Origin of the sequence: Fusobacterium perfoetens, assembly GCF_021531595.1 — a bacterium.
GTDB lineage: Bacteria > Fusobacteriota > Fusobacteriia > Fusobacteriales > Fusobacteriaceae > Fusobacterium_B.
Genome location: NZ_JADYUD010000009.1, coordinates 53,163 through 77,052, shown reverse-complemented (window position 1 = coordinate 77,052; position 23,890 = coordinate 53,163). Strand labels below are relative to the sequence as shown.

The 23,890-nt window shown below is 30.1% G+C and carries 23 protein-coding genes and 1 other RNA gene; 3 read left to right on the top strand and 21 right to left on the bottom strand.

Features of this window, described 5'->3' with window-relative positions:
* Positions 1-215: 215 nt before the first annotated feature.
* The 21 genes from rnpB to rpsB all read right to left on the bottom strand — a co-directional run bounded on the left by rnpB (position 216) and on the right by rpsB (position 20,898).
* Positions 216-554, bottom strand: an RNA gene (gene rnpB / locus I6E17_RS06835) — RNase P RNA component class A.
* Positions 555-613: 59 nt separating this feature from the next.
* A complete protein-coding gene (locus I6E17_RS06830) occupies positions 614-1,114 on the bottom strand; it encodes a hypothetical protein (RefSeq protein ID WP_235236318.1) in 501 nt (166 codons plus the stop codon).
* 15 nt (positions 1,115-1,129) lie between these two features.
* Positions 1,130-2,122, bottom strand: coding sequence for a Nif3-like dinuclear metal center hexameric protein (locus tag I6E17_RS06825; RefSeq protein WP_176829351.1), 993 nt, complete (start codon positions 2,120-2,122; stop codon positions 1,130-1,132).
* A complete protein-coding gene (locus I6E17_RS06820; protein ID WP_176829352.1) occupies positions 2,119-2,898 on the bottom strand; it encodes a sigma factor in 780 nt (259 codons plus the stop codon). Before I6E17_RS06820 ends, I6E17_RS06825 begins: the two co-directional genes overlap by 4 nt.
* A gap of 78 nt (positions 2,899-2,976) precedes the next feature.
* Positions 2,977-4,191: an RNA polymerase sigma factor RpoD gene (gene rpoD / locus I6E17_RS06815; RefSeq protein ID WP_176829353.1), complete on the bottom strand. Its 1,215-nt coding sequence runs from the start codon at positions 4,189-4,191 to the stop codon at positions 2,977-2,979.
* Between the two features lie 16 nt (positions 4,192-4,207).
* Entirely contained in the window at positions 4,208-6,019 is a 1,812-nt protein-coding gene (dnaG, locus tag I6E17_RS06810; protein WP_235236316.1) for a DNA primase, read from the bottom strand.
* 159 nt (positions 6,020-6,178) lie between these two features.
* Complete coding sequence (locus I6E17_RS06805) at positions 6,179-6,466, bottom strand: HrgC protein (protein WP_176829355.1); 288 nt, start codon at positions 6,464-6,466, stop codon at positions 6,179-6,181.
* Between the two features lie 34 nt (positions 6,467-6,500).
* The gene (locus I6E17_RS06800; RefSeq protein ID WP_235236314.1) at positions 6,501-8,213 is read right to left on the bottom strand and encodes a peptidylprolyl isomerase; all 1,713 of its coding nucleotides are present in this window, start codon (positions 8,211-8,213) and stop codon (positions 6,501-6,503) included.
* Positions 8,214-8,237: 24 nt separating this feature from the next.
* Positions 8,238-9,623, bottom strand: coding sequence for a sigma-54-dependent transcriptional regulator (locus I6E17_RS06795; protein WP_176829357.1), 1,386 nt, complete (start codon positions 9,621-9,623; stop codon positions 8,238-8,240).
* A 177-nt stretch (positions 9,624-9,800) separates the two neighbouring features.
* Positions 9,801-10,817 carry a M50 family metallopeptidase gene (locus tag I6E17_RS06790; protein WP_235236312.1) on the bottom strand — a complete coding sequence of 339 codons (1,017 nt, stop codon included), beginning with the start codon at positions 10,815-10,817 and terminating at the stop codon, positions 9,801-9,803.
* Entirely contained in the window at positions 10,818-11,498 is a 681-nt protein-coding gene (locus I6E17_RS06785; protein WP_176829359.1) for a dTMP kinase, read from the bottom strand. It abuts the gene before it with no gap.
* A gap of 16 nt (positions 11,499-11,514) precedes the next feature.
* Positions 11,515-12,666 carry a 1-deoxy-D-xylulose-5-phosphate reductoisomerase gene (gene dxr, locus I6E17_RS06780; RefSeq protein ID WP_235236310.1) on the bottom strand — a complete coding sequence of 384 codons (1,152 nt, stop codon included), beginning with the start codon at positions 12,664-12,666 and terminating at the stop codon, positions 11,515-11,517.
* Between the two features lie 29 nt (positions 12,667-12,695).
* Positions 12,696-13,511 (bottom strand): phosphatidate cytidylyltransferase, encoded by an 816-nt coding sequence (locus tag I6E17_RS06775; protein ID WP_235236308.1) that lies wholly within the window; start codon positions 13,509-13,511, stop codon positions 12,696-12,698.
* A complete protein-coding gene (uppS, locus tag I6E17_RS06770) occupies positions 13,501-14,202 on the bottom strand; it encodes a polyprenyl diphosphate synthase (RefSeq protein ID WP_176829362.1) in 702 nt (233 codons plus the stop codon). The genes I6E17_RS06775 and uppS overlap by 11 nt, the downstream gene beginning before the upstream one ends.
* A gap of 186 nt (positions 14,203-14,388) precedes the next feature.
* Positions 14,389-15,696 carry a phosphopyruvate hydratase gene (gene eno, locus I6E17_RS06765; RefSeq protein WP_176829363.1) on the bottom strand — a complete coding sequence of 436 codons (1,308 nt, stop codon included), beginning with the start codon at positions 15,694-15,696 and terminating at the stop codon, positions 14,389-14,391.
* 113 nt (positions 15,697-15,809) lie between these two features.
* Positions 15,810-17,222, bottom strand: coding sequence for a pyruvate kinase PykF (gene pykF / locus I6E17_RS06760; RefSeq protein WP_235236306.1), 1,413 nt, complete (start codon positions 17,220-17,222; stop codon positions 15,810-15,812).
* Between the two features lie 286 nt (positions 17,223-17,508).
* Positions 17,509-17,709, bottom strand: coding sequence for a cold-shock protein (locus I6E17_RS06755; protein ID WP_176829365.1), 201 nt, complete (start codon positions 17,707-17,709; stop codon positions 17,509-17,511).
* Positions 17,710-17,827: 118 nt separating this feature from the next.
* Entirely contained in the window at positions 17,828-18,388 is a 561-nt protein-coding gene (gene frr / locus I6E17_RS06750; RefSeq protein WP_235236304.1) for a ribosome recycling factor, read from the bottom strand.
* Positions 18,389-18,410: 22 nt separating this feature from the next.
* Positions 18,411-19,127, bottom strand: coding sequence for a UMP kinase (pyrH, locus tag I6E17_RS06745; RefSeq protein ID WP_176829367.1), 717 nt, complete (start codon positions 19,125-19,127; stop codon positions 18,411-18,413).
* Between the two features lie 81 nt (positions 19,128-19,208).
* Entirely contained in the window at positions 19,209-20,096 is an 888-nt protein-coding gene (gene tsf / locus I6E17_RS06740; RefSeq protein WP_176829368.1) for a translation elongation factor Ts, read from the bottom strand.
* 46 nt (positions 20,097-20,142) lie between these two features.
* The gene (gene rpsB / locus I6E17_RS06735; protein ID WP_176829369.1) at positions 20,143-20,898 is read right to left on the bottom strand and encodes a 30S ribosomal protein S2; all 756 of its coding nucleotides are present in this window, start codon (positions 20,896-20,898) and stop codon (positions 20,143-20,145) included.
* Positions 20,899-21,129: 231 nt separating this feature from the next.
* Between rpsB and pncA the strand changes: the two genes are divergently transcribed.
* The 3 genes from pncA (at position 21,130) to I6E17_RS06720 (ending at position 23,821) form a co-directional block, all read left to right on the top strand.
* On the top strand, positions 21,130-21,747 hold the full coding sequence (pncA, locus tag I6E17_RS06730) for a bifunctional nicotinamidase/pyrazinamidase (RefSeq protein WP_176829370.1): 618 nt from the start codon (positions 21,130-21,132) through the stop codon (positions 21,745-21,747).
* 13 nt (positions 21,748-21,760) lie between these two features.
* The gene (hydF, locus tag I6E17_RS06725; protein WP_235236303.1) at positions 21,761-22,948 is read left to right on the top strand and encodes a [FeFe] hydrogenase H-cluster maturation GTPase HydF; all 1,188 of its coding nucleotides are present in this window, start codon (positions 21,761-21,763) and stop codon (positions 22,946-22,948) included.
* A 96-nt stretch (positions 22,949-23,044) separates the two neighbouring features.
* Positions 23,045-23,821 (top strand): EFR1 family ferrodoxin, encoded by a 777-nt coding sequence (locus I6E17_RS06720; RefSeq protein WP_176829372.1) that lies wholly within the window; start codon positions 23,045-23,047, stop codon positions 23,819-23,821.
* Positions 23,822-23,890: the final 69 nt, after the last annotated feature.

Genomic DNA, 23,890 nt, shown 5'->3' with positions numbered 1-23,890 from the left:
TTCTGTTGTTAATGTCCTTAGTTATTTGCTTTGTCCTGTTTCTCACGGACAAGATGTATAATACCACAATATCTGAAATCCGTCAACAACTTTTTTGAAAAAATATTAAAAAATTTTATTTTATTTTTACAAAATTTAAACTATCCCTTATAAATCAGCGTCTAATTAAATTAGAATATTTTTTATTTTTTTAAAATTTTATTTTCTAAAAAATAAAAAACAGGCACCATATAAGCCGGGTTTTGTATGTGCTAATCATTTATCTAGACTTTTAATTACTTAAAAGTTCAAGCAACTTACCCTGAAAGCTGGACGAGCAGCCCTTAACCTTTCCAATTTAGTCTTGCTCCAGAGGGGGTTTACCAAGCTTCTTTAGTTTCCTAAAGAACTGGTGGTCTCTTACACCACCTTTTCACCCTTACCCTTTAAAAGGGCGGTCTATTTTCTGTGGCACTTTCCTTAAAATTTCTCTCAGCAGCCGTTAGCTGCCCTCTTGCTCTACGGAGCCCGGACTTTCCTCTTGATATATTCAAGCGATTAACTATGGTACCTGTTATTATTTAATTTTTTCTTTTACATACCCAAATATCATATCACAAACTTTTAATAATTTCTATGGATTTCTTGAAAAAACTCTTCTAAAAAATCCTTTTTTTGTTTCGCCACTATCTTCAGGGAAATTCTGTCCATCTCCCTCTTCTGATTTATCTTCAAGTGGAATCAATGTACTTATCTGTTCTAAAAGAGCCGTTGTATATGCTGCATAATTTTTTTCAAAAAGCTGCTCTTTCAATGAATCAAGTACAAGGTCTATTTCTTGTGCCTTATCTCCCATTTTTAAATCTTCTGTAAATTTCAATTCTGTTACAACTATATCTTTTCCTATTTTTTGATATGTTATTATAAAAGTTTTCTGTGGATTCTCAAGCTGAAAACTCTCTTCTCCTATAACTGTATTAAGATAAACTTTTATTTCTTTTTCTTTTTCAACTTTTGCTATTGCTGTATTGATAGTAGCTGCTTCCTCTTCTGAAAACAATCCTATATTATCTTTAAGTTCTCCAAAAGAAAGACAACTTACAGCCATAAAAAACGCAAATATTATCTTTTTCATATAAACTCCTTAATATTATATATATTTCATTGCAGGTTCATCATTAAATACATAATACTCTATTCCTGAAAAATTTTCCAAAATATCCCCTATTATCATATGAAAAAAATGCTCACTTTCATAATGTCCTACATCAAGAATATACATTCCATCTTCTTGTGCATCAAGAGCTTCATGGTATTTTAAATCTCCTGTTATAAGAATATCAGCTCCCATTCTTTTCGCTTTTTTCCAATAACTGCTTCCTGTTCCATTAACAACAGCCACTTTCTTTATTTCAGCATTTTCTATATCATAACCAGCTACTTTTACATTTTCAAGATTCAAATTTTCTTTAATTTTCTTTATAAACTCCGTAAGTTTTTCTTTTTTAGGCAGAGAATAAATTCTTCCTATACCTTTTTCAATATATTTATTATCAAGTTCATAAATATATATATTATCAACCGATAACTTTCTTTTAAAATTTTCTACTGCACTATATACTTCTTGTTTTTTTCCTACAAATATAATTTTATTTCCATTTTCTGTTTTTTCAATCTTAAAATCTATTTTTTCATTTTTTAGTTTATCTTCTACAAATTCTGAACTTATATAAATTTCACCTTTATATAAATTTTCTTTTACAGGATCTATGATTTTCCCTTTATTAAACCCTAATTTCTCTCCAACAAAATCATTAAGCCCAAACTCAGAAGAATCCAAGTTAGTATGAAGAGAATAAACTGCAATCTTATTTTCAATCAATTTTAAAATTTTATCCCCTATAACTGTATCGTTGTTAATCTCTTTTAAAGGAGAAAATATAAAAGGATGGTGAGAAATAATAAGATCCACTTTATTCTCTACAGCTTTTTCCACTGCTTTTACAGTTACATCAAGAGAAATTTGAATATTTTTAATTTCACTTTCTCTATTTCCAATTAACAGTCCCACATTATCCCAGCTTTCTGCATTCTGTCTTGGAAACTTTTCTTCAAGTCTGCTTATAATTTCACTTAGTTTCATATTACAAACATTCTTCCTCCTATACTTGAAATTTTTCCTAAAGCATTATAAAATGCAGCCTCTCCTGTATCTTTCACAAGAGAAAGTTCTTTTTCTATATCTAATATTGAATATCTTTTTTCCTTACCAAGTCCAAAATAAAGCTCTATTATTTTTATTTCTTTTTCTCCAAGTTTAAAAGGAACATCATCTATTGTTGTTCTCTCTACAGCTTTTATTTTTTTATCTTTTTCCTCTTCTGTTATTTCAACTTCATCCATATGAGTTTTAGTCATATAATAAAGAAATTCTGTTTTTGTCTGTTCAAATTTATCTTCAACAGCTACTGCCATTTCTTTTCCTATCCATAAAGAAACATATTTTTTAAAATTTCCTGCATCATATGTATAATTATTAATTGCCTTAATTATACCCATTGTTCCTTCTTGAACAAGCTCTATATATTCAACTCCCTGTCTACAAAAATAAAGACCTATTCTTGCTGCTTCTGGAAGATTATCTAAAACTATTTTCTCTCTTACATTTTCATCATCAAGATTTTCTAAAAGTTCTTCTCTTTCATCATCACTCATTTCTTCTGTAAGATTTATCTCTTCTAAATAACTTAAAGCTGTATCCTCTGAAAGTTCATCTTCATCAAAAGATACTTTTGATAAAAATTCATTTTCTCTTTCTAATTCAAGAGTAAAATCAGGATTTTCTCTTAAAAATTCTGCAAAATCATTATCATCTCTATACTTCTCTGTTACCATTTTTTCAAAGTTTTCTAATGTCATTGTATCTCCTTTTTTATTATAAAATCTTTGTTATTAAGAAAAATAGGAGCTTTTTTTCGCTCCTATTCTTTTATGTCTTTATTTTTGTTTGAAATCTTCAAGTTTCTTTCTTCTGCTTGGATGTCTAAGTTTTCTAAGAGCTTTCACTTCTATCTGTCTTATTCTTTCTCTTGTTACTTTAAAAATCTTTCCTACTTCTTCAAGTGTCTTAGGTGCTCCGTCATCAAGACCATATCTATATCTAAGAACTTGTTTTTCTCTGTTGTTTAAAGTATCAAGAACTTCATCAAGTTGTTCTCTTAAAAGAACTCTGTTAGTAAGTTCATAAGGATTTAACATTTTATTATCCTCTACGAAATCTCCTAATTCACTATCCTCTTCACTTCCTACAGGAGTTTCAAGAGAGATAGGATCTTGGTTCATTTCCTGAATAGCTTTTACTTTTTCAACTTCCATTCCAAGTCTTTTTGCAAGAACTTCTGCTGTTGCATCTCTTCCTGTTTCTTGAAGATAAATTCTTGCTTCTTTTTTAATTTTATTTATTGTCTCTATCATGTGAACAGGAATTCTTATAGTTCTTCCTTGATCTGCTATTGCTCTTGTTATAGCTTGTCTTATCCACCAAGTTGCATAAGTAGAAAACTTATATCCTTTTGTATATTCAAATTTTTCTACTGCTTTCATAAGACCAATATTTCCTTCCTGAATTAAATCAAGAAGTTTAAGACCTCTATTAGTATGTTTTTTAGCAATACTTACAACAAGTCTTAAGTTTGCTTCTACAAGTTGTTTTGCTGCAAACTCATCACCTTCATAAGCCCTTTTTGCATATTCTAATTCTTCATTATGATTTAAAAGAGGAATCTGTCCAATTTCTCTAAGATACATTTTTATAGGTTCGTCTACACCCATATCTCCTGATATATTAAGAAGCTCATCATCAAGAAGTTCATCTCTTGAAATTTCTTCAATTGAATCTATATCCATGTCATCTTCATCAAGATCTAAATCATCAAAATCTCCAAAATCATCTTCGTCATCATCTATAAATGATTTTTTTGAAAATTCTTCATATTTTTTTTCATCAAATTCATCATCCAAATCTTTTTTTAAGTCTTCTTCTTTTACAATATCTATACCTTGGTCTATCATACCTTCTATAAGGTATTCTATTTTGTCAACAGGAAGTTCATCTTTTAATTCTCTGTTTATTTCTTCGTATGTTATCGTTTTCTCTTGTATAGCTTTACGAAGTAATCCTAAAACTTTTTCATTTTTAATAAACTCCTTCATCAATGAAGCGCCTCCTCTATAATATATTATTTCCTAATAAAATATTTTTAAACTTTTCATACTTTTCTAAAATTTCATTAAAACTTAAGTCAAAATAAAGTTCTTCTTCTATCTTTTTAAGTTTTAAATACACCATTATATTTCCTCTTGCTTCCTGTGCTGATTTTAATTCCTTTCTGAACCATGACACAAAAATTTCTTTTAAATCTGTTTCTCTTTTTTTCATGTCACTATAATCTGTTATTGAATACATATTCAGCATAAAAATTTTTTCAGCTTCTGCCTGAGAAAATATCCCTGAATTTAAATATTCTTTCAGAGATTTTCCACTCATATCCTCTATATTTGCTTCCTTCATTTTTTTGAAAAAATCAAACATTTTTCTGCACAGAGGAGTCTCAGCATTTTTATCTTTAAAGTACTCATAATAATCTATATTTGCTAGTATGAGTTCTATTGTTATATCTTCAAGAGTATTGGCCGCTACATTTTTATCTTTTTGTTCTCTTTCTTCGTAATATGTAGAAGACTTCATCTCTCTGTAATTATTATTGTCTATAAGTATATTTTGAAGTATTGATTTATCTATATTAACAGCTTTTGATAATTTATCAAGATAGAGAGTTTTTTCAAGATCTGATTCTACATTCTGAAAAAATTCCTTAAATCTTTCTATGAATTTTTGCTTTGACATTATATTTGATAAATCATATTCTTTTGAATACATTTCATAAAGAAAGTCAAAAATTTCAAGAGAGTTTTTTACTGCTTTCAGAAACTCTTCTTTACCATATTTCTTTAAAAATTCGTCAGGATCTTTTGCATTTTGAAAGTTCAGCACTCTTATATTAAAGCCTAAATTTTTAAGAATAAAGGCTGTTTTTTCTGTAGCACTTTGTCCTGCTTTATCCATATCAAGAGACAATATGACATTATTAGTATAACGCTTTAAAAGCTGTCCCTGTTCTAAAGTAAAAGCCGTTCCTAAGGATGCAAGAGCAACATCAAAACCATAGAGATGAGCTGATAATACATCCATATATCCTTCCATAAGAAGCGAGTAATTCTTTTTTCTAAGAATATTCCCTTTTTCCTTTATTCCATAAAGATTTTTTCCTTTTTTAAATATTGGAGTATCTGGAGAGTTTATATATTTAGGAATTTCTTTGTTATTTTCTAAAGTTCTTCCACCAAAAGCAATGATGCTTCCCTGAGGGGAATAAATAGGAAACATTATTCTGTTTCTAAAAGCATCATATATTCCTTTATCCCCTTCTTTTGCTAGTCCTAAAGAAAGAATATCCTCTTTATTAAATCCTTTCACTACAAGATAATCATAAAGTTCATTCCAACTATTTGGAGCAAAACCAAGTTCATTTTCTCTTATAAATTTAGGATTAACTCCTCTTCCTGCAAGATATTCCAAGGCTCCTCTTCCTTCATTTTCAAAAATTTTATCTTGAAAAAATCTGTGAGCCTCATTCATTATTCTATAATATTTATCATTTTCCTTTTCTTGCCTGCTATTTATTCTATATGCTCTTAAAGGAATATTATATTTTTTAGCAAGCTGTTCAGCTGCTTCTTCAAAAGGTATTTTATAATATTCTGAATAAAATTTCACAGGATTCCCACCTGCTCCGCAAGAAAAACATTTACATATGTTTTTGCTCGGACTAACCGAAAAAGAAGGAGTAGTATCCTGATGAAAAGGACAAAGACCTTTGTAGTTTGCTCCAGATTTTTTCAGCTCAACTACTTCTCCAACCACTTCTTCTATTTTTAACTGGTTTATTAAATTGTCAATATCTTCCGATCTATATTTCATCAGGTTCTCCAATACATAAAGTGAAAAACTTATATGATATTTTTCCACTATTAAGTATAGTACATTTTTTTTCAATAAGCAAATTTTATTATATCTCTGGCAAAAAAAAGGATAGAAAATCTATCCTTTTTCTTTTTAAATATTTTTAATAAAAAGAATTTAATTTTTTAAAATCCCCTTATTTATTAACATATTTCTTGAAAAATCATCAGCAGGATACCATCCATTTTCTAAAAGCCTGCTTGTATAAAATTTATTATATAGAAAGGCTAGTATAATATTTGCTATTCCACAGCTTGCAAATCCTAAAAGTAGCATTATAACAAGCCATAACCAGTCTCCTCTAAATAATGGAACGAAGAATCCAAAGAAAAATGTAGTCCAACTGAATCCTACAAATCCTTTTTTAATTAAATCTCCTTTTTGTAAATTTATTTCTACTGCCATCTTTCCCTCCAAGTTGACAAACTATATTTTTACTTTATTTTTCAAATACAGAATTTAGTTTTTCAAGAGATTTTTGATTTACATATTCATTTATTACTCTGTCTTTCACTTGAGAAAATTCAGCTGATTGATATTTGTTTTCTCTTGTTTTTTGGAATAAGAATATGTTGTCACCAGATTTTAAAACTTCTACCTTTTGAAGAGGAGCTTTATAAATAGCTTTTGCAAGCTCTTCATTGAATCCTATTCCAGGAATATAACCTGTTTCACTTATATTTTCAAATAAACTTCCTCCTGTATATTTATCTCTAGGAAGATCTTTAAAACTTATTTCTCCTGAAGAAATTTTTTCTCCTGCACTCTGAACTTCTTTCAATGTTTCATTCATAGTAGTATCAGATACTTTATAAGCTACAAGAATATGACTTGCTTTTACTTTATCCTCTGCTTCATTTTTATCTGTTACATATATTATATGTTGACCAAAATCTGTTCCTACTATTTCAGGATAGATTTCTCCTTTTTTTCCACTGAAAGCTGCTTTTTCAAATTCAGGAACCATTTGACCTTTACCAAACCAATCAAGATCTCCTCCTCTTGAAGCACTAGGACAATCTGATTCAGATTTTGCTTTAGCTGCAAAATTTTCTGTTGTTACAGTTTTCATAATTTTTTCTGCTTTAGCTTTAGCTGCATCTTTATCTGCCTGAGAAGGTTCAGGTTTTAAAACTGCTATATAGGCATCTGCTGAAGGATATACATCATATTTAGCTTTATTTTCTTTAAAATATTTCATTAAGTCTTCATTTGTATATTTTACTTGTGATTTAAATTTCTCAGCAAGCCCTTCATAAGCATCTTCAACTCTTATTAAAACAGGAAGTTCTTCATCTGTTTCTACATTATATTCCTTAGCTTTATTAAGTATTTTAGCCTGATATGATAATGCCTGATCTATTTGAGCTGCTGCATCTTCAGGTTTTACCCCTCCTGCAAGGAATTGCACATACACTTTACTGTAATCTACATTTGTGAAATCCACACCATCTTTTGTAGTCTGAACTTTTTCTTCAAATCCTACAAACTGATCTCTTATATCATCAAGTTTCATATTTTTTTTCATTCTTTGAAGTTCTTTATAAAACTCTCTGTTTCCTTCTGTCTGCATTAAAGATTTTTTTAATCCATCTTTTATAGTTTCAAAATCTGCTCCTGAAAACATAGTATACTTATTTTCATTATACATTTTTAAAACATCTTCATCACTTACTTTAGCATTCTCTGCAAACATTTCTAAAACTTTCATTCTTTTTAGTGATCTTTCAATCTCTTTTTTAAAAGAAGCTTTAGTATATCCTTGAGCCTGAAGCATTCTTTTAAACTGTTCCTTATCTTTTACTCTGTTTTCTATAGCTTCGTATTCTTTATTTACATCTGAACCTGATACTTTAATTTTCAAGTTATCAGCCATTTGTTGAACAAGCTCGTCTTCTACTGCCTGATCCACTGCTAAAGTTTCTATGATTTTATCATCTCCTCTGTTTTGAAGATTTGCTGAAATCATATTTTTTGCTCTTGCTATATTAACTGCATCAACTTTTTCTCCATTTACTTTAAAAGCATAATTTTTCATTGAAAGCTGAGATGACATTGAGTAGTATGCAGCTATTAATGATGATAAAGCAAATGCTAATGTAATAACTATTACAATAGGCTTCATTTTACTTCTGAATTTTCTGATTGCCATGGAAGTTTCTCTCCTTAATTATTTTTATTTGTCATCTAATTTGTATTTTCTTATTTTTTCGTATAATGTTGTTCTTCCTATTCCAAGTATTTTAGCTGTTTCTTGTTTATTCCATCTAGTTCTTTGAAGAGCCATAGCAATAACAACTCTTTCAACATCATCAAGACTGAATATTTCTTTTTCAAGAATATCTTTTAAAGGTCCTAATCCTATAACAGTTTTATTTTCAACTGTATCTGATTTCATTTTTATTTCAAGAGGAAGATTTTCCACTCCAATAATTTTTTCATCAGATAAAATTATCATTCTTTCAAGCATATTTCTTAATTCTCTTATATTTCCAGGGAATGAATATTCCATTAAATATTTCATAACTTCACCTGAAAGAACTGGAATAGGTCTGTTAAGATCTTTTGCTATTCCATTTATAAAATAGTTAGAAAGTAAAGGAATATCTTCTTTTCTTTCTCTTAAAGGTGGAACTTCTACTTTAAATCCAGTTAATCTATGGTATAAATCTTTTCTGAATTTTCCTTTTTCTATTTCATCTCTTAAGTCTTTGTCAGTAGAAACAATAAATCTTACATCTACTCTTTTTGCTCTTGTTCCTCCAACTCTTTTATACTCACCATACTCTATAACTCTTAAAATTTTAGTTTGAATTTTAATATCTATTCCAGCAATTTCATCTAAGAATAGAGTTCCTCCATCTATTTCCTCAAGAATACCTTTTTTACTTGAAATTGCTCCTGGGAAAGCTCCTCTTTCATAACCAAAAAGTTCTCTTTCAAGAGTTTCACTTGTCATTGTTCCACAGTTCATAGTAACATAATCTTTCTTTCTTCTGTCACTTTTTCTGTAAATCTCTCTTGCTACAAGAGTTTTTCCAACTCCTCCCTCACCTGTAATTAATATAGGAAGATCTGTTGAAGCAATTTTATCTATTTTAGATTTAACTTCTTTTATTTTTATAGACTGCCCTACAATTTCCTTTTGTTCTTCAAGCTCAGTTACTTTTTCTTTTAATTTTTTATATTTTTTTATAGTTTCAACATTTACAAGAGCAGGCTTAATTAATTTTACAATAGCCTCTCCGTTTATTGGTTTTACAGCATAGCTATAAATTCCTGCTTTATCAAGTTCTTCAAGAACTTCATCTGTTTCTTCATCAATTAATCCAATAGTAACAAATTCTTTCCCCACACCATTTAATTTTTTCTTAGCATCTGAGAAATTAAACCATGTTAAATACTGATCTAATATTACAACATCAAAGTCACTTTCTCTAAGCATATCAAGTCCATCTAAAAGATTATTGAAAGTTATAACTTCATAATACTTTAACAGTTCTTTTCTAAGCTCTTTTAATACCTCTTTTCTTTCTGAAATAGCCAAAATCGATTTTTTCATCTCGACCTCCTATATTAAATTTAATTTTTATACACAATTTTACTTTCTATACTATTTGTATTATAATAGATATTCTGTATTTTTTCAATACTTTTTTCATTTTTCTGTACTATTTTTATAAGTTTTTGATTTTTTAGTGAACTCTCATTCTGCTAAAATAAGACACCTATAAGAGTTCTATCTTCCAGCAAGGTTAAAAAAATCATTTGTAGTAATAAAAATAATCAAAATGAATAATATAAGTATTCCTACCTTGTGAACTGTTTCTTCAACCTTTTTATTAACTTTTATACCAAACATTTCAAGTATAACAAAAATTATTCTTCCTCCATCTAAAGCAGGAAAAGGTAGAAGATTAAATATCCCAACATTTATTGATAAAACAGCCATTATCCATATTATAGAAAAAACTCCCTGCTCACTGGCTTCTCCTACAATATTTACTATTCCTATAGGCCCACTTATATCATTTCTGCTTACTTTTCCTGAGACAATCATTTTAAAACTATTAAGTATTTCTTTAAAAATATTTACAAATCCTCTTGCACTTAGCTTAAGACTTTCTCCTATACCTAATTTTTCTATTTTATAGTCTGGTAAAATTCCAAGATAATAATTCCCATCTGACCCTTGATTAAGTTTTGCCTCAAGAGTTTCTTCTTTATTATCTCTTTCTACTATAACTATTTTTGGTTTTTCTTTATCTTCTAATTTTGAAATTATTCCTCTTATTTCTGACCATTTCTCAACTTTATAGTCTTCTATTTTAAGGATTTTATCCCCTTTTTTAAATGTATTTTGAGAAGCTTCTGAAACAGCACCTATTACAGGATTTGGATTAAGAACTACCTCTCCCTGACTTATTGTCATTCCAAAAACAATCATATAAGCTAAAAGAAAGTTCATAAAAACTCCTGCAAATAAGACAACAAATCTTACAAAAGGATTTCTTTTGTTAAATCCTCCTTCAATATCGTCATCAGGTTCCATTCCTTCTATATTAACAAATCCTCCTATTGGAATAGATCTAAATGCATACTTAGTTTCTTTTCCTTCATAAGTATAAACTTCTGGCCCCATTCCTACAGCAAATTCTGAAACAGGTATTTTAAAAAATTTGGCACTTAAAAAATGCCCAAGTTCATGAATCATTATTATTATTCCCAGCACAAGCAGGGAAATCAGTATCTTCATTTATCCTCCAAAAACTTCATTTTTTACAATATTAAAAATATCATCTGATATTTCTTCTATAGTTTTAAGTTTTCCATCTTTTACACATAAAATTTCTGTCCAACCTTCAGACTTTGCAATTTCACACGCATTAATATATGACTTCTTCATATATTCTTTATCTTTTTCATGTATGTCTTTCTTCATTTCTCCTGTAATTTTATTTTCCCTATTTTTCATAAGTTCTTGAGCAAACTCAAAAGGCATATTAATAAAAAGAATCATATCTGGTTTTGGAATTTCCATTTTATTAAATTCTAAATCTACAAGCCATTTCATATAATTTTCTTTTTCTTCTTGACTATCTATTTTAGAACCTTGATGAATCATATTTGACTGAGTATATCTATCTGTTATAACTATTCCTCCAGATTTATAAAAATTTTCCCAATCTTTTTTATATGATGCATATCTGTCTATAGCATACATTGCAGAAGCAGGATATGGATTTACACTTAATGCAGATGATCCAAATTCTCCTGCAAGATACATTTTTACAGGAGCACATGCTGGACTTTCATAGTTTGGAAAAGTTATTTTCATAACATTCATTCCCTCTGCAGCCAGTCTTTCATATAATTTTTTAGTCTGTGTTTCCTTACCACTGGAATCTGTTCCTTCTATAACGATTAGTTTTCCCATTCTTTTTACCTCTCTGTTACTTTCCATATTTTTCATAAACCCAGTTTCTTGTATTCTGATCTGCTTTTAAAATTGTTTCTAGATCTTTTACTTCTTCAGGAATATGATTCTCCATAGCTTTTTCAATAATATCATATATCTCTAAGAATTTTATCTTTTCCTTCATAAAAAGCTCTACTGCAACTTCATTGGCAGCATTAAAAACAGCTGTCATTGTCCCTCCAATTTTTCCTGCTTTATAAGCAAGAGGAAGTCCTTTAAAAGTTTCCATATCAGGTTCTTCAAAAGTAAGTGCTCCTACTCTCATTAAATCAAGAACATCAAGAGCTTTACTTTCTTCTCTTTCTGGGTAAGTAAATGCAAGCTGTATAGGAAGTTTCATGTCTGTAGCTCCAAGTTGTGCTATCATTGCATTATCATTATATTCTACAAGAGAATGAACAATACTCTGAGGATGAACTGCTACTTTTATTCTGTCATAATCTATTCCAAAAAGTTCATGGGCTTCTATAACTTCAAGACCTTTGTTTACAAGAGTTGATGAATCTATTGTTATTTTTTTACCCATTGACCATTTAGGATGTTTTAATGCATCAGCCACTGTTATATCTTTAAGTTCTTCTCTCTTTTTACCTCTAAAAGAACCACCACTGGCTGTTATAATAAGATTTTTTACATCTTTTCTCTTTCCAGCAGAAAGAGATTGGAAAAGTGCTGAATGCTCACTGTCCACAGGAATAATTTCTGCTTTTGGATATTCTTTAAGAAGTTTTCTTATATAAACTCCTCCTGCAACCATCGTCTCTTTATTAGCAAGAGCTATACGCTTTCCTTTTTTTATAGCTTCAACTGTAGCTTCTATTCCTATAACTCCACTTACTGCTGTAAGAATTATATCTGTTTCTTCCAGCTGGCCTAATTGTTTAAGACCTTCTCTTCCCAAAAATAACTTTATTTCAGGAAATTTTTCTTTTATTGCTTTAAATCCTTCTTCTGTTCCTATTGATACATATTTCGGATTAAATTCTTCTATCTGCTCAATTATAAGCTTATAATTTGTATGACCACTCAGTGCAACTACATTAAATTCATCTCTTTTTTGTCTTATGACTTCAAGAGCATTTGTTCCTATGCTCCCTGTTGACCCTAATATAGTTATATTTTTCATATTTAAAACTACTTCCCTTCAAAAAACTATTAATAAACAAATATTTTTAAAATATAATAAACTGTAGGAACGACAAATATCATACTATCAAATCTGTCTAAAATTCCCCCGTGTTCTCCTAGTATTCTTCCTGAATCTTTTATTTTAAACTCTCTTTTAAACATAGATTCTGCAAGATCCCCAATTTGTGCAACAATACTTACAAGAAAACCTAAAACAGCAACAATAAAATAATTTTCAGACAGAAGTTTAAACTTCATATTTATAAGACATATTGCTGCTATTGTAAAAACTATAGCTCCTATTGCGCCTTCTTTTGATTTTTTAGGGCTTATTATACTAAATCCCTCTTTAAAGAATTTTCTTCCTATATTTATTCCTACAAAATACGCAGCACTGTCACATACCCATACCATTACCTGAACAGCTATAAGCCATTTTCCTCCATCAGGAAGATAAGTCAGTAATATAATATGACTGAATAATACAGATATATAAGCAACACCTAAAGCTGTTACTCCTATATCAATACTTGCATTTTCTACTTTATTTTCAAAAATTCTTATCCCCATAGTGCATATGATAAGGGCTGTAAGAGGTAAAAGTATAAAAACATCCATTTTTAAAGGATCTGAAAAATAAATAAGATTTGGTATTACAAGACCTGCACATATTCCTAATTTTGAAAAAGGTTTTTGTCCTGCAAGTTCTGACATCTTATAAAATTCATACAATCCTATACCTATCACTGCATTAGTAAAAACAAGAAGAGGAATTCCTCCGCTGTAATACACATACATCAAAACTGGTATTCCTACCAATGCTACTAGTATTCTATTTAACATCTAATCTTCCTCCAAATCTTCTTTCTCTTTTACTATAACTTAAAAGAGCTTTATCCATCTCTTCTTCATCAAAATCAGGCCAATATTTATCTGTGATATATATTTCAGAATATGCTATCTGCCAAAGCAGGAAATTTGAAATTCTAAATTCTCCACTTGTTCTTATTACCAAGTCAGGATCAGGAATATCATTATAAAGATATTTTGAAAACTCTTCTTCTGTTACAGAAGCTTTTCCATCTTTTAAAATTTTATTTACTGCATCTATTATCTCTGCCCTTCCACCATAATTAAAAGCTATGTTAAGAGTCATTTCATAGTCTTTTGAAGTCACTTCTTCAAGTTCCTTTATAGCTTCCATTAAAGATGGGTTTACTCCTTCTTCTCTTCCTGAAACCATAAATCTTATTTTATTTTTTAAAAGATTTTCTCTTTCTGATTTTATATAACTTTTAAAAAGAAACATAAGAGCATCCACTTCTTCCTGTGATCTTTTCCAATTTTCAGTAGAAAAAGCATAGACAGTTAAATAAGTCACACCTATTTTATTACAATATTCCATTAATTTTCTTAAAGTATTTGCTCCTGCCTTATGTCCAAAAACTCTTGGCTTATTTTGATTTTTTGCCCATCTTCCATTACCATCCATTATAATGGCAATATGATTGGGAACATTTAGTATTTTTTCCAAGCTATCACCTCACTTAATCTACTAAATTCTATCATAATATGCTCTTTTTTTCCATAACTAAAAAAAGTGTACTGATATTTTATATTTATTAAAAAATTTTTTAGTTTTTATAATTTTATAACATTTCTTATAAATATAAAAAGGCGGCTGTTTCGCCGCCCGTTTATTCTAACTTAAATTTTTCAACTATTTAGAAAGGTTGTAGAATACATCCATTCCTTTGTATTGAGCCATATCTCCTAATTCTTCTTCAATTCTTAATAATTGGTTATATTTAGCCATTCTGTCAGTTCTTGAAGTTGAACCAGTTTTGATTTGTCCTGCATTTGTTGCAACAGCTATGTCAGCTATTGTAGCATCTTCAGTTTCTCCAGATCTATGAGAAACAACTGCAGTCATTCCAGCTCTCTTAGCCATTTCAATAGCATCTAAAGTTTCAGTTAAAGATCCTATTTGGTTAAGTTTGATTAAGATTGAGTTAGCTGCTTTTAATTCAATTCCTTTTTTAAGTCTTTCAGTATTAGTTACGAATAAGTCGTCTCCAACTAATTGAACTTTATCTCCAAGTCTAGCTGTTAATAATTGCCAACCAGCCCAGTCGTCTTCTCCTAATCCATCTTCTATTGATTTGATTGGATATTTTTCTACAAGTCCTGCATACCATTCAACCATTTCTTCAGAAGTTCTAGTAACTCCTCCTTCTCTTTCAAAATGGTATTCAAATTTTCCAGGTGCTACTTCTTTACAGAATTCACTTGATGCAGCATCCATTGCGAAAGTGATGTCTTTTCCTGGTTCATATCCAGCTTTTTTGATAGCTTCAACCATAAGGTCTAAAGCTCCTTCTGTTCCATTTATTTTAGCAGGAGCATATCCACCTTCGTTTCCTACATTAGTAGAGTCTCCGTTTGCTTTTAATAATTTTCCTAAGTGGTGGAATACTTCACAACCCATTCTCATAGCTTCCATGAAGTTAGAAGCTCCAACTGGTTGAATCATGAACTCTTGCACATCAACTGCAGAGTCAGCATGAGATCCTCCGTTTAGAATGTTCATCATAGGTAGAGGTAATTCAGTAGTATTTACTCCTCCTAAGTATTTGTATAATGGCATTCCTAAAGCTTCTGCTGCAGCTTTAGCTACTGCAAGAGAAACACCTAATATAGCGTTTGCTCCTAATCTTCCTTTATTTGGAGTTCCGTCTAAAGCGATCATAGTTTTATCTATTCTTACTTGATCTAAAGCATCCATTCCTAAGATAGCTTCTTTGATTTCAGTGTTAACATTTTTAACTGCTGTTAAAACACCTTTTCCTAAGTATCTTGATTTATCGTTATCTCTTAATTCTACAGCTTCGTAAGCTCCAGTTGATGCTCCAGATGGAACAGCAGCTCTTCCTTTTGCTCCGCACTCTAATACTACATCAACTTCAACTGTAGGATTTCCTCTTGAGTCAAGTATTTCTCTAGCGATTACATCAATAATTCTTGTCATTGCCTTTTTCCTCCTCTTTGCCATCTCACAGATAGCAGATATATTTTTTAAAATATTATTATATTAATTATATTTTAACTTATTTCAAAGATTTATACTATTATATTTTTTTATTATTTTACTTTGATAACTTTCATTGTGTTAGTTGTTCCTTGAACATATACTTGTTCTCCACAAGTTACTACAATGATATCTCCGCTTTTTACTAATCCACTTGCTACAGCTTCTCTTTCAGCTTGTTTAAAGAAGCAGTCTAAACTTTCAGGTTTTTCAGCTACTACTGATGAAACTCCTCTGCTTAGTAATAATTGATTAGCTGTTGTTTGAGAGTTAGTTAATGCTAAGATTCTTGCTGTTGGGAAATATTTTCTTAAGCTTTTTGCAGCTCTTCCTGTTCCTGTTCCAACAACTATTAATTTTGCTTCAAGAGCTTCTGCAACATCTACTGTTCCTTTTGCCACAGCTTCTGTTATTGTAGATTCTTCATTTTCAAAATCTACATTTGTATAAATTAATGGATCTGTTTTTTCAGCTATTCTTGCCATTACTTTTACAGCTTCAACTGGATATTTTCCTTTTGCAGTTTCTCCAGAAAGCATTACAGCATCTGTACCATCTATGATTGCATTTGCAACATCATTAGCTTCTGCTCTTGTAGGTCTAGGGTTTTTAATCATTGAGTCAAGCATTTGTGTAGCTGTTATAACTGGTTTTCCAGCTGCATTACATTTTTCTATCATCATTTTTTGTGCAAATGGAACTTCTTCAACTGGAATTTCTACTCCAAGGTCTCCTCTTGCAACCATTACACCATCTGTAACTTCAAGAATAGAATCAAAGTTATTTAATCCTTCTTGATTTTCTATTTTAGAGATAATTTTTACATTTTCTCCACCATTTTCACATAATACTTTTCTTACTGCTAAAACATCTTCAGCTTTTCTGATGAATGATGCTGCAACAAAATCTATTCCTTGTTCGCATCCAAATTTAAGGTCATTTATATCTTTTTCAGCAAGAGCTGGTAAGTTTACAGAAACACCTGGTAAGTTTATACCTTTGTTTTCTCCTAAATCTCCATTATTTTTTACTATACATTTTACTTCTTTTCCAGAAACTTCTTTAACTTCCATAGCGATTAATCCATCATCTACTAAAACAGTATCTCCTGCTTTTAAGTCTGAAGTAAGTCCTTCGTAAGTAACAGCAACTATTTTATTATTTCCAATTACAGTTCTGTCAGTTGTAAATGTGAATTCTTGTCCAGCTACTAAAGAAACATCATTTCCACCTTCAAGTTTTATAGTTCTGATTTCAGGTCCTTTTGTATCAAGTAATATAGCTGCTCTCATTCCAGTTTCAGCCATAACTTCTCTTAAGTTGCTTATTCTTCTTCCATGTTCTTCATAATCTCCATGAGAGAAGTTTAATCTCATTACATTCATTCCTGCTTCAAGAAGTTGTTTTAATACTTCTTTAGATTCAGTTTTTGGTCCTATCGTACAAACAATTTTAGTCTTTTTCACACAATCACCTCAATAATTTATTAAAAATTTTTTACACAACAACATTCAAAATATATCAATCTTTATTTTTTCCACTGTTTAAATTTTAAACAATAAATCACATCTTGTCAATTTTCTTGCTGAACATTTTTTTATCTTTTTTGGTGTTAATCTTGAACAATTTTTGACACTTTTATATTTTTTCTTTTTTCTCTAATTTCTAGATTAAAAAATAAAAAAAATGAGAGTATTAAGTTTTACACTTTTCCTCTCATCTAAAAAATCAATTTTATTTTTTAAAGGTTTATTAAGCTACTGTTACTTTTACAGCTATAGGACCTTTTGCTCCTTCTTCTACTTCAAAAGTAACTGCTTGATTTTCTTCAAGACTTCTGAATCCTTCTCCTACTATTCCTGAAAAATGAACAAAATAGTCTTTTCCTTCTTCAGAAGTAATAAATCCAAATCCTTTTTCCTTATTAAACCATTTTACTGTACCTTTTAACATACTGCAAAAACCTCCAAGAATATTATCAAGTCGGTTCAGTTATAGTATAAAACATCTTTTTAACCGAACAGATAGTTTGATTATACTCCTAGTTTAAGATATATGCAACTGTTTTTTATTAAACAGTTGTTATTTCTTTTTCTTTTACTGCAAGAAGAGCATCTATATCTTTTATAGTTTTATCTGTTAATTTTTGAACTTCTTCTTCATATTTTTTTAATTCATCTTCTGTTATTTCTTCATCTTTTTGAACTCTTCTAAGAGCATTATTTATATCTTTTCTTATATTTCTTACTGCTACTTTTCCTTCTTCAGCTTCTTTTTTAGCAAGTTTTACATATTCTTTTCTTCTGTCTGCTGTAAGTTCAGGAACCATAAGTCTTATAACTCTTCCGTCATTGTTTGGAGTAAGACCTACATTTGAAGCCATTATAGCTTTTTCTATTGCAGGTATAACTGATTTATCCCACGGATCAATCACTAGAAGTCTAGGTTCTGGAGCTGATACTGTCCCAACTTGATTTAAAGACATTAAAGAACCATACTGCTCAACTTTTATTCCATCAAGCATAGCAACACTTGCTCTTCCTGCTCTGATAGCTGTAAACTTGTGTCTTGTAGCTTCAATTGCTTTCGCCATTTTGTCTTTACAATCGTTCATTAAAATTTCTACGCTCATGTTTTCCTCCTGAAAAAATTTTTTATATAACTTTTGTTCCGATACAGTTACATTCACCAAGAACTACTTTTTTAATATTTCCTTCTACCAGAGAATTAAATACAATAAGAGGCAGTTTATTGTCTCTGCAAAGAGAAATTGCTGCTGCGTCCATTACTTTAAGATTTTTATTTAAAACTTCACTGTATGTTACAGTGTTGTATTTTACTGCATCTGCATATTTTACAGGATCCTTATCATAAATACCATCAACTTTAGTTGCTTTTATTACTACATCAGCATTAATTTCAATAGCTCTTAATACTGCTGCTGTATCTGTTGTAAAGTATGGATTTCCTGTTCCTGCACCAAATATTACAACTCTTCCTTTTTCTAAATGTCTTTCTGCTCTTCTTCTTATATAAGGCTCTGCAATTTGAGGCATTTCAATTGCAGTAAGAACTCTTGTAGGAACTCCTAATTTTTCTATTGAGTTCTGAAGTGCAAGAGAGTTTATAACAGTAGCAAGCATTCCCATATGATCTCCTGTTACTCTGTCCATTCCTTGAGCTTCTCCTGAAAGTCCTCTGAAAATGTTTCCTCCTCCTATAACTATACCAACTTCTACTCCCATATCAACTATTTCTTTGATTTGTTTTGCATAAGATGTTATAACTTCAGAAGATATTCCAAATTCTTGTTCTCCCATCAAAGCTTCTCCACTAAGTTTAAGTAATATTCTTTTATATACAGGTGTCATTTCTCCTCCTATTTTTTAATCCTAATTATTTTAAAAAAATAGGGATGCAGGCTGCATCCCCAATATTGTTCTTAGAAGTAACTATCCTTTGATTTGAGCTGCAACTTCTGCTGCGAAATCTTCTACTTTTTTCTCAATTCCGTCTCCAACTTTAAATCTTGTGAAAGAAAGAACTGTCATATCTCCAGCAAATTTAGCAACTGTTTCTTTATCTTCTGCTTTAACATAGATTTGATCTACTAAACAGTTTTCTTCATAGAATTTTCTCATTTTTCCAACAAGAATGTTTTCTATAATTTTAGCTGGTTTTCCTTCCATTTCTAATTGCTTTCTAGCAATTTCTTTTTCATGTTCTAAAACTTCTGGAGTAACTTCTGCTGAATTTAAGAAAGTAGGGTTCATAGCTGCAACATGCATAGCTATTCCTTTAGCTCTTTCTAATCTTTCAGGAGTCATTTCAGCTGACATTTCAACTATAACACCAAGTTTTCCTCCTAAGTGGTTATAAGTTGTAACGAATCCAGTTGTAGTAACTTTCTCCATTCTTCTGATATTCATATTTTCTCCTATTTTAGCAATAAGAGCGATTAATTTTTCTTCTACTGTAGAACCGTCAGCTAATTTAACAGCTTTTAATTCTTCTACTGTAGAAACTGGGCTTGTTAAAGCAGTTTCTACTAATAATTTTCCAAAGTTTTTGAATTCGTCATTTTTAGCAACGAAGTCTGTTTCAGCGTTGAATTCAATAACAACAGCTGTTTTATGATCTTCAGTTACACCGTCAAATACTAGACCTTCAGCTGCAACTCTTCCAGCTTTTTTAACAGCTTTTGCCATACCTTTTTCTCTTAGGTAGTCAATAGCTTTGTCAAAGTTTCCTTCATTTTCTTGAAGTGCCTTTTTACAATCCATCATTCCGGCACCAGTCATCTCTCTAAGTTCTTTTACCATCTTAGCTGTGATTTCCATCTATATATCCTCCTTATTTCCTTTAAGTTCAGGAATTATATTTATATTATTCTGCTGCTCCATTTTCAGCTACTTCTTCAGTAACTTCTGCTGTTTCGTCAACAACTTTTTCTTCAGCACCTTGTTTACCTTCAATAATAGCGTTAGCTACTAAAGTAGACATTAATTTTACTGATCTGATTGCGTCGTCGTTTGCAGGAATTGGGTAAGTAATTAAATCTGGATCTACATTAGTGTCGATCATAGCGATTACTGGAATTCCTAAGTGGTCAGCTTCTGCTACTGCTAAAGCTTCTTTCTTAACATCAACTACGAATAAAGCATCTGGGATTCTTGGCATATCTTGAATTCCTGATAAGTTTTTAGATAATTTTTCTAACTCTTTTCTTAAGTTAGCAGCTTCTTTTTTAGTGTAAGCTGTATCTAAAGTTCCATCTTTATCCATTCTGTCTAATTCTTTTAATCTTGCTATTCTTCCTTTGATAGTTTCAAAGTTAGTTAACATTCCTCCAAGCCATCTGTTGTTTACATAGTACATTCCAGATCTTTCAGCTTGGTCTTTCATAGCTTCTTGAGCTTGTTTTTTAGTTCCTACGAAAAGAACTGTTCCACCTTGAGCAGCGATTTCTCTTACTACTTCATAAGCTTCCTCAATTTTTTTAAGTGATTTGTGTAAATCAATTACATGGATTCCGTTTCTTTCTGTGAAGATGTATTTTGCCATCTTTGGATTCCATCTTTTTGCTTGGTGTCCGAAGTGAACTCCAGACTCAAGTAATTGTTTCATAGTTACTACTGCCATTTTTGTTCCTCCTAATATTTTTGGTTTTGCCCTCCACTGACCTCAAAACTAAACAACTTTTTCAAGCACCCAGTTTAGAAATAGTCAGTGTGCATATTTTACAGCATTTCATTTTATCATCTATATATAAAAATGTCAACAAAAAACCTTTGAATTATTAGTTTTCTAAATTTTTTTGTGATATAATTTTATAAAAAAGTAAAATATTTTATAAAGGAGATTGATGATTTTATGAAAGCTCTGCTTATTATAGATGTGCAGAATGACTTCTGTGAAGGAGGAAATCTTGCTGTAAAAAATTCTCTTGAAATTATTCCTGTTGTTAATGATATGATAAAAAAATTTGAAATAAAAAATGATTTTATAATTGCCACAAAAGACTGGCATCCTGCAAATCATAAAAGTTTTGCTTCTGTTTCAAATACTAAAATAGGTGAACTTGGAATACTTAACGGACTTCCTCAAGTATGGTGGCCTGATCATTGTATAGAAAATACTAAAGGAAGTGAACTTCACAAAGAACTTTTACCTATAAAAAATATTGTCTACAAGGGAAATGATCCTGAAGTTGATTCATACAGTGGTTTTTTTGATAATAATAAAGTTCATGAAACAAATCTTAATAAAATTTTAAAAGAAAATAATATAGATACACTTTATATTTTAGGTCTTGCCACAGATTATTGTGTAAAATTTACTGTTTTAGATGCTCTTTCTTTAGGATATAAAGTTTATCTTGTTGCTGATGGATGCAGAGGAGTAAATATTAATCCTGATGATTCTGAAAAAGCTCTTCAAGAAATGAAAAATGCAGGAGCAGTTATAATAAAAAGCTGTGAAATATTTTAACCAAGGGGGAAAAATGCAGATAACACCAAACTCAAACAGAACCCATATAATTTTTTTAGGTTCAACAAATGCAGGAAAATCTTCTCTGCTTAATGCTATTACCGAGCAAGAAATTTCTATTGTCTCTGATATAAAAGGAACTACTACTGATTCTGTAAAAAAAGCTATGGAACTTATTCCTTTTGGTCCGGTACTTTTCATAGATACTGCAGGATTTAATGATAATAGTGAACTTGGAAAATTAAGAATTGAAAAAACAATAAAAGAAATTAAAAAATCTGATTTTGCTATCTATGTCATTGATGGAAATGATTTTAATAAAAAAATCTATGATGAAAATATTTCCCTTTTAAAAAAATATAATCTTCCTTTCATAACTGTTATAAATAAAGAAGAGACTATAAGCAATGAAAAGAAAGAAGAGCTAAAGAATATTCTTAAAGACTTATATTTTGTTTCTGCTAAAAACAGAAATTCAGTTCTTGATTTTAAAAAACTTCTTATTGAAAAACTAGATGTTTTAGAAGAAGAACCAAGTCTTTTAAAAGGAATTGTTGAATATGGGGATACTGTTGTTATGGTTGTTCCTATAGATTCGGAAGCTCCAAAAGGAAGACTTATTCTTCCACAAGTACAAATATTAAGAGATGCTCTTGATAACGGAGTGAAAACTATTGTAACAAGAGATACTGAACTTGCCTCAGTTCTTGAAGAAAATAAAAATATAAAACTTATAATAACAGATTCGCAGGCATTTAAAATCGTAGATAAAATAGTTGCTGACAGATATCCTCTTACAAGTTTTTCAATTCTTTTTGCAAAACAAAAAGGAGATTTAAATAAATTTATAAAAGGAATTGAAGTTATTAAAAATCTTAAAGAAGGAGCAAAAATTTTAATTGCTGAAACATGTTCACATAATACTTCCCATGAAGATATTGGGAGAGTAAAAATACCTATGCTTCTTCAAAAGAAAACAGGAAAGCATTTTAATTTTTCTTTTTCTATGGGAAAAGATTTTCCAGAAAATCTTGGAGATTTTGACCTTATCATTCATTGTGGAGGGTGTATGATTACTAGAAAAGCTATGGAAAATAGAATTGCCGAATGTAATGGAGCAGGAGTTCAAGTTACAAACTACGGAATGATTATAGCTTATCTTACAGGTATTTTAGAAAAATCTCTGCAAGCTATTTTATAAAAAATATAAAATTATAAAAAATAAATTTTAGAAGATTAAAAATATTTTCACGAAAGAAAATTTTATTTTTTATATAATTTTTTAGGAGGAATTTTAATGAATATAAAAAAAGTACATATTTTTTACTTCAGCCCAACTCATACTACAAAAACTGTTGTAGAAAATATTGGAAAAGGAATTAATCTTGAAACTTATAATTATGATTTAACTTTTTCTTGTGATAATCTAAAAGATTATAATTTTACAGAAAATGATTTAATTATTGTAGGAGTCCCTGTTTATGGGGGAAGAACTCCTGTTATTACAAGAGAAATGCTTAACAAAATAAAAGGAAATGGCGCTCTTGCTGTGCCTGTTGTGGTTTATGGGAACAGAGCCTATGAAGATTGTCTTTTAGAATTAAAAAATATTTTAAAAGAAAATGGATTTACATGCATTGCAGGGGGAGCTTTTATCGGAGAACATTCTTATACTAAAAAAGTAGGAACAAACCGTCCTGATAATCTTGATATTCAAAAAGCACAAGAATTTGGAAAATTAATAAGAGAAAAACTTGAAAATAAAACTTATTCACATGATATAGAAGTAAAAGGAAACTTTCCTTATAAAGCTGATATGCCAAAAATGGTCTTCGCACCAACACCAAATGAAAATTGCGTAGACTGTGGAAGCTGTGCCTCTGTATGCCCAACAGGAGCAATTGATATTGACAATCACAGAAAAATAATACCTGAAAAATGTATCAGATGTTATGCTTGTGTAAGAGCTTGTCGTTTTGGAGGAAGAGAACTTGCAGGAAATCCTCTTGCAAAAATTTTAAACTTCCTTGAAACAACTTGCCTTGAAAGAAAAGAACCAGAAATTTTTATTTAAATTAATTTAATATAAAAGGGACTGTTGTAACTTTATAAAATAAAATAGAAAATGCAACAGCCCCTTTTT